This window comes from Olsenella sp. SW781 (assembly GCF_012027725.1).
Taxonomy (GTDB): domain Bacteria; phylum Actinomycetota; class Coriobacteriia; order Coriobacteriales; family Atopobiaceae; genus Thermophilibacter.
In genome coordinates, this window is record NZ_SJOU01000027.1 from 1 (window position 1) to 6,880 (window position 6,880).

9 protein-coding genes are annotated in these 6,880 nt (G+C 54.1%); 6 read left to right on the forward strand and 3 right to left on the reverse strand.

The features are described from left to right. Positions 1-1,936: PHP domain-containing protein (locus tag E0L17_RS10740; protein WP_167931221.1), on the reverse strand; the 1,936-nt coding region annotated here is incomplete at its 3' end. Positions 1,937-2,068: 132 nt separating this feature from the next. On the opposite strand from E0L17_RS10740, the gene E0L17_RS10745 reads away from it, so the two are divergent. Together E0L17_RS10745 and E0L17_RS10750 are read left to right on the forward strand one after the other, a co-directional pair. Further along, on the forward strand, positions 2,069-2,548 hold the full coding sequence (locus tag E0L17_RS10745; RefSeq protein WP_167931222.1) for a nucleotide exchange factor GrpE: 480 nt from the start codon (positions 2,069-2,071) through the stop codon (positions 2,546-2,548). Between the two features lie 51 nt (positions 2,549-2,599). After that, positions 2,600-2,977, forward strand: coding sequence for a hypothetical protein (locus E0L17_RS10750; RefSeq protein WP_286163466.1), 378 nt, complete (start codon positions 2,600-2,602; stop codon positions 2,975-2,977). Positions 2,978-3,429: 452 nt separating this feature from the next. Here the strand turns inward: E0L17_RS10750 and E0L17_RS10760 are convergent, their stop codons facing one another. Together E0L17_RS10760 and E0L17_RS10765 are read right to left on the reverse strand one after the other, a co-directional pair. Then, positions 3,430-3,789 (reverse strand): hypothetical protein, encoded by a 360-nt coding sequence (locus tag E0L17_RS10760; RefSeq protein WP_167931224.1) that lies wholly within the window; start codon positions 3,787-3,789, stop codon positions 3,430-3,432. After that, entirely contained in the window at positions 3,755-4,624 is an 870-nt protein-coding gene (locus E0L17_RS10765; RefSeq protein WP_167931225.1) for a MerR family transcriptional regulator, read from the reverse strand. Before E0L17_RS10765 ends, E0L17_RS10760 begins: the two co-directional genes overlap by 35 nt. Positions 4,625-4,847: 223 nt before the next feature. On the opposite strand from E0L17_RS10765, the gene E0L17_RS10770 reads away from it, so the two are divergent. From E0L17_RS10770 to E0L17_RS10785, 4 genes are all read left to right on the forward strand, one after another. Further along, positions 4,848-5,081, forward strand: a complete 234-nt coding sequence (locus tag E0L17_RS10770; protein WP_167931226.1) for a hypothetical protein — start codon at positions 4,848-4,850, stop codon at positions 5,079-5,081. 110 nt (positions 5,082-5,191) lie between these two features. Then, positions 5,192-5,740, forward strand: coding sequence for an HNH endonuclease family protein (locus tag E0L17_RS10775; protein WP_167931227.1), 549 nt, complete (start codon positions 5,192-5,194; stop codon positions 5,738-5,740). A gap of 187 nt (positions 5,741-5,927) precedes the next feature. After that, on the forward strand, positions 5,928-6,536 hold the full coding sequence (locus E0L17_RS10780; protein ID WP_167931228.1) for a hypothetical protein: 609 nt from the start codon (positions 5,928-5,930) through the stop codon (positions 6,534-6,536). Positions 6,537-6,732: 196 nt separating this feature from the next. Then, the coding region (locus tag E0L17_RS10785; protein ID WP_167931229.1) for a DUF1016 N-terminal domain-containing protein at positions 6,733-6,880 on the forward strand (148 nt) is incomplete at its 3' end.

Sequence of the window (6,880 nt, forward strand, 5' to 3'; positions counted from 1 at the left end):
ATTTTTCGTCACGGTATCCGAGAAATACGCGGATAACACTCCCATCCGCTTCCAAGCTGATGGGTTCAATTGGGGATAGGGCCTTTTTGTGCCAGAAATCCGCCATACAGTTCAGGTCTCTAAGTGCAAGCCTTAGGCGCATAAGGTCTTTGAAGAAGACGATCGCCCTCTCTTCTCGCCCTATGTAGTCCACACGCTCATTTGAGTTGTCGGACTCGTTCAGCTCTGCCGCCAGAAGTGAGAATTCCCTCATCAAGGTATCGCGGACGTCAAACCAGCTTGAGTAATCACAATCAAGAAGTTCTGAAAGCCTTTTCAAGCGATTACTTGCGGCGTTCAGGTCGCTTTTAATCTGCTCCACTTCACAGCTAACCGCTTTGAAAAGAGCCTTGTTTTCATCGAATGAAGGGTTAGTGGGAGCATTCGATAGACTCTCCTTGGCCTCCTCAAGCCTTGTATCCGTTTCCGAGAGACACTCCCGCAGCCTATCGAGTTTTATCTTGTCGCTTCTGGGGACAGAAGAAGGTGTTTCGATGGTGATGCCGGAGGGCTCTGCATTGTCCAGATAATCAATCGAAACAGACCCGGAAGAATAACGCCCCGTGAACGCCTTGAGGAGCTGAGCCTGCAAATCGATTATCTTCTTGAGTTCGCTGATTGCTTCCGCGGAGCTTTTCTCGGCGTGCTCTCTTTCTGGACCAATTATCTGCCTAAGCGACGGTATCGAGTCGTACGACTCTTTTCTGAACAGGCCGGCGAGTTCTCCTTGCCCGAGATAGAGACAAGTGGGAGGGTCCGATGAAGGTGTTCCTCCAATCTTCGTATACCTGATGCTGTCTGCATTTATAAGCGATCCATACGACCCCAGTTCTTTATTTGCGAGAATGTGCGCCAGCATGCTCTTACCACTGCCTCGCGATCCCACTATCCCGTTGAAGCCCGGTGCAAAGCGGAGCTCTCTTTTGTGTGCATTGCCATCTTTATCCCAAACTTCGAATGTCAGGGATTCCAAGAAGTTTCTAGTGTTGTGCTGGGGAAGCTCGGGGCAATCTTTCGAGATTCTTATTCTGCTTTTCGGATCGCTTGTTGCCAGCAGAAGAGAGTCGAGGTCGCCGTCGAAATCAATCCATGAGAACCGCTTTCCGATATCCTCCAGCTTCTTTGCGTCGCTGAAAAAAAGGGCGGAGAGCGTCGTCGCTAGGTTATTCTCCATCGCCAAAGAGATGCGGTCGCGGCTTTTTTGCCCTCCCTCAACCGCCATACCGTGGCTGTAGTAGAAGAGTCGATCCTTGTATTCATCATTCTCGTGTATAAAATGTCCGTTCGCATCGCATGGCGGAAGGTAATCGGACAGATTCCTACTGCCCTTGTACTCGTGAGGCACAAAGAAGTGCGATATGTGTGACAGCTTCTCTTGCATATCCTCGAGGTATATGGCCTTACCTCTGGTCAGCGATGAGTAGTCTCTGCGCGTTATCTTCCCCGACTCAACCTGCTGCACTGTGCTCGCATCTACAATCTTCGCCTCAAGAATCAGCTCATCAATACAATGCGACAGCTCTTTTGCGTCAGATAACGAAGTCCAAATCAGAGCATGAAAATAGTCATCTTCACCCTTGCTGCTGATTACGAGATGATGCCTCTTTATTGTCTCGGGTTTGAGTTTCAAATTAAGCTCTACCCCTGCAAGTAACGTCTTGCATTTTGCGAGCATTGCCTTTGAAAGACAGTCGAGTAAACCTACATCAACGCTGTTGTGGTCTGTTATGGCAACCACGTCTAAGTCGCTGTCCAAGATGGCTTTGCAGAAGTCTGTTTCAGAATAAGGCCTGCTGTAACACGAGCTTGAATGTACGTGGAGATCGCACCTCTTAAACGTATTCTCTCTCAGCCTGCCCTCACTCACGACAGCATCCCTTACCTTCTCATTAGACATATGCGCAGAATATGCGCTTTGTTTATTCTCCCACATCCGTCTATTGAAAGTCCTCTTTTGTGACATCCCTAGACAATGCCCGCAGCGATAAGTTTGCGGGCGCTTTGCCCGCCTTACGGAAAGGACGGGCAGATGGATGGCTTGCAGGACGAGGCGAGGCTCGAGGGGCAGGCTGCGGTGCAGGGGCCGCAGGGCGCTCCGGCGCAGGTGAGCGGCGACGATGGCACCGCCGTGGGCATCAAGGTCGATGACGGCGTCACCCAGGTGCGCAAGGATTGCGAGGCGGCGCTCGCCGAGCGCGACGCGCGCATCGCCGAGCTCGAGGGCGAGATCGCGGAGGCGGCCAAGACGGCCGAGAGCGCCGAGGCGCTCCGCAGGGAGATGGACGAGCTGCGCCGCAGGGGCGACGAGGAGCGCGTCGGCTTCGAGCTGCAGCTCGCGGGTGCGCGCAACGTCAAGGCGGCGCGATCCCTTCTCGCCGACCACGACAACGACATCGACAATCTCAGGGCCGCGGAGCCCTGGCTCTTCTCGGCCTCTTCCGCGCCTGCGCCTACGGGTGCGGCGGGCCTCCCGCGCGCCGGGGCCGCAGGGGCCGACGAGTCCACGTAGATGAGCCGCTGGTGGAAGATCGCCGGCCTTCCCGAGAGCGAGGAGTAGCAGATGGCAAACAGCATCGCGTACACCAAGAACTACACGGCCGTCCTGGACGAAGTCTACAAGCGTGCGGCGTGCTCGACGTGCCTGAACTCGCCGCGCCGCATGGCGCGCGCGGGGCGCAATGCCAAGGAGATAATGGTCCCGAAGATCGGGGTGACGGGGCTCGGCGACTACACCCGCAACGTGGGCTACGAGACCGGGTCGATCACCTACGAGTTCGAGACCAAGACGTTCAACTACGACCGCGGCATCAAGCTGCTCGCAGAGGCGACGTTCGCCGAGGAGGGCTTTTCGGATGTTGTGAACAAGGACACGCGCACTTCGCCTCGCGTCACGATGAACGCGATTGGCAAGATGGAAGTGTCGACGGGCTCGTGCTAACGGGGGTGGCCGCGCCTGAGGCGGGGTGGGAACAACCTACGCGAGCCGGCGTGCGGGCTATCAGTACATTAAAATCGGCGGTGTGGGCAGCGCCGGGGCCTCACCGCGGGGCCCCAAGAAACCACCCCTCCGGCTCGTGCGGCGCAGGCGCGCACGAGCCGGAGGGGTGGCAAGCCGCCGGAACAGTTGGGGATGAGCCTATCGTGCGGTCGACGCAAGGGGCGAGCTTGACAGGCTACCGTTCGTCCCGATTTCCCCAGTACTCCTCATGCGACTCGTAGATGTTCGCCGAGGAAATGCTGTTCTTGTGTCCACACTCGGTGCACTCCCATACGTACTTATGGTCATCGAATCCCGGCTGTACGTTTAGATACGCGCCGCATCTGTCGCAATACCAATCTACGTCTGGAAATCTCTCGTTCATGCTTCCCCCTCGCTGCCTTGTCTTATTGCTAGGCAGTTGCTTCTCCTGCCTGACTGTCCCCAAGAGTTTCTTCCGCTATGATTTTGACGAGCACTTCCTGTGCCCTTTCTGCCTCCTCTTTGGCTTTCTTTCTATTGTTGATATATCCCTTTACCTTGTCGTATCCCCATTTTGCTCCGGCTCCGATTAGTGCGGCGGCGCCCAGCCAGGGAATCATATCCATCCTTCCCTCCGTTCGGGCATTCGATGTGATGGTCTCTATCATTTTCTGGGGGCCACCCATTTGCTTTGCCATACTTGTTAGTTCTGCATAGGGCCACTCTTGCATTCTTCCTCCTGTCTTCCTGCTGCTTTTATTCATTTGGAAGGTCAAGCCCTCCTTCAGCATTGACGTCATCCAGCTCTTCATATCCAGCGAATATGGCTATCGCTTTCGCTGCATACTCGCAGCCTTCCTCGCTAAGCCGTGCTCTCGAAATTACGGCGCTGTCACCAAAACTGGTTAACGACGCCATGTTGTGGCGCGCGAATATTGGGAGTGTCAGCTCATGGCCTTGTGCCGCCGCCAACTCCTCTTCGGCCTCATACAGCGCTCTAACCAGTGCCTGAACATAGGGGTCGTGCGGGTCAAGGCTTCTTTTCGAAGCAATGATCTGCAGTAGAGCGTTCATCGCAATCGATGCCTTTAGATCTTCCTCACTTTCAAGAAAGCCAAGATCGCCAGACATTATCGTGCGCATGAACTCAAGGAACGCATTCTCTTTCGGCTCGCCCACTAGGAGCTCCATAAGCACGGCGGCGAGCTCCTCAGCGGCGGAGTCAGCATCGTCGGACACGATGGCGCGCTTTGCGCTCTCCTGAAAGTCGTCGTATTTCTCTAGACCTCGTTTCGGCCAGGTCGGTATTCTTCCCGCCTGCTTTATCTCCTTCAGGTAGCGGATGTTCCTCTCAATCTCGTTGCGTTGGGCCTCGAGTACAGAGAGGCGCTCCGTCAGCCCCTTGCGGATGTCAAGTTCGCCGCCCTCGATAGCCTCGCGCAGCTCCTTGTGAGAGAAACCGACACCCGTTAGAACTTTGAGCATCCAGATGTATTCGACTTCTTCCTTCGTGTACTCACGCCAGGTTTCACGTCTATGCGGAAGCAAGCCCTTCCTTTCGTAGACCCTAAGGGTCGATCTCTTGATTCCGAGGTTTTCCTCTATCCATTTCGGCCCGTACTTCATGTCTCCTCCTCTCAGTCTGGATTGTACGAAAGTTGCACTGGTGCAAGTCAAGAAGATCTTTTACAAACTATTCGAACCCGGTTCTTATCCTCTTCGTGAACTCTTTTGTGAAGCGACGGAAGGCGACACTTCGCAACTTATCTGCAGCTAGACATGCCCGTTTGTGACCATCGTCGAAACTCCCCCAGAGGGCGGGGCGTTCCCGTCCGGGGAGGAGACGCGCATGGAGTCGGTGATCGCAGCGCTCGTTGCGGGGGTGCTCACCCTCGCGGGGGTGCTCGTGTCCAACTCGCGCAGCCGCGCGGTCATGGAGGTCAAGATCGACAGCCTGACACGTCAGGTCGAGGGGCACAACTGCCTCATCGAGCGCACCTACGCCCTGGAGCAGGACGTCGCCGTCGTGAAGGCGGAGATCGAGAGCATGTGCCGAAGGAGAATCGTGCTGGGGTTAAGCTGATACTGTGCTGTCGCAATACAGGACACCGCGTATGCATCACGGCCGGAGCCTGTGAGGACAAGGAGCTCCGCGTTCTTCTCGCTCGCATCCACGCTCTCGACGTCTCCGTCGTGAACCCGCTGCTCATGTCCTTCTTCGAGGACTATGTTGGCGATGCCCTCTCGCATGGCGACTTTGCCTCCATGCTGAGGGCCACGGAGAGCTACCTCTTCCGTCGCTCTGTGTGTGACGTTGCGACGAACAGCCTGAACAAGTTCTTCTCGTCCGTAATCGCGCGGCTGAATGCGGTGCGGGACGACGGCGGCAACATCCGCGAGGCCTATGAGGCGATTCTCCTGGGAGAGGAGGGGACGGCTCGACGCATGCCGAGCGACGCGGAGTTCGAGCGGGCGCTCAGGACGCGCGACTGCTATGCGTTCAAGCGCGGCTTCTACCTGCTTACTACGCTCGAGAACAGCTGGCACGCGAAGCCGCTGAATGCGCTTGCTAGTGCGGAGTGGCGCGAGATGCTTGGGGATGACTGCGAGCGCGTCTACGAAGAGCTCATCAACACGCTGGGCAACCTCACACTTACGGCTTATAACTCTGAGCTATCCGATGTGCCCTCGCGGGGAAGAAGGCGCACTTCAAGGGCAGCTTCGACAAGAGCTGCCTGGTAATCCAAAAGAGCAGTGCGATTTGTATGTATGGGACTAGAGCGTCATCTGCGCTCACGCTTAACGGCATCCCGAGCGTGACTTCGAGGTCCTGTCACCCCCATAGTCGATTACCCTCTCAAGGCCCATAATTTTGATACTCTATTCAGAGACTGAAAATGTGACATGAATCGGGGTTTTCATGATTAATATGAAGAAGTCGAAGGTTGCTCTAAGCATTATTATTACTGCTCTATTTGTCACCCTAGCGATTCTTCATGTAGTTTTCCCTAAGGCCAGCATTGACAGTACTTTCATCATCCTAATTATATTTGCTCTTATGCCGTGGTTAATTCCCTATATAAAGACTTTGGAGATTAGCGGTATCGGAAAAGTTGAGTTAATTGACAGGGAAACACAGGTAAAAATGCAGGAAAATATACAAAATCTAAATCTTGAGGCAGTCGAAGTTGATAATCTAACTGCGCAGAGGATTGATGGATCATTGGATGATATTGTCCGGGGCGATCCAAAGCTTGCCTTAGTTTCACTGCGCATAGAGCTTGAAAAAACGTTACGAGCAATTGCCGAAAAGAACAATGTTCAGTTTTACAGGTGTGGATTGGGCAAACTTGCCAGTATCCTGCTCAATGACAAACTGATTAATTCAGACGAATATGCGCTCCTTCGAGACTTGATACCACCACTTAACAGCGCTGCACACGGAGATATCGATAAATACTCTTTTGACTCCATTATTTGGACGCTAGAGGTCGGCGTAGGACTGCTTAATTCCATGAAGAGAAGGCACGAGGTGTAGTGCCGGCTTTTTGTCTGTCATATCAGATATTCAGAAACCAGCTTGCTGGATTAGACTATATCATGCGGCAGTATATGCTGGGGTATAGATGGCGTTTAGAAAACAACTGACGTGGTGTAGAACACGACGTTAATCAATCATCTTGAGCGTTGTCTCTGACTTAGCGGCTTTGCTAATGATGTAAATATGCAGTTAGATCAAGGCGGCAGATTCGGTAAACCGTGAGATTTTGCTGTTCTACTGGCAGTTGGGAAAAGACATTGCCGAGTTGCATGCTGAGAGTTGGTGGGGCTCGGGGTTCTTCGAGACGCCGAGCAGGGACCTTAAAAAGGAGATTCTGAAGG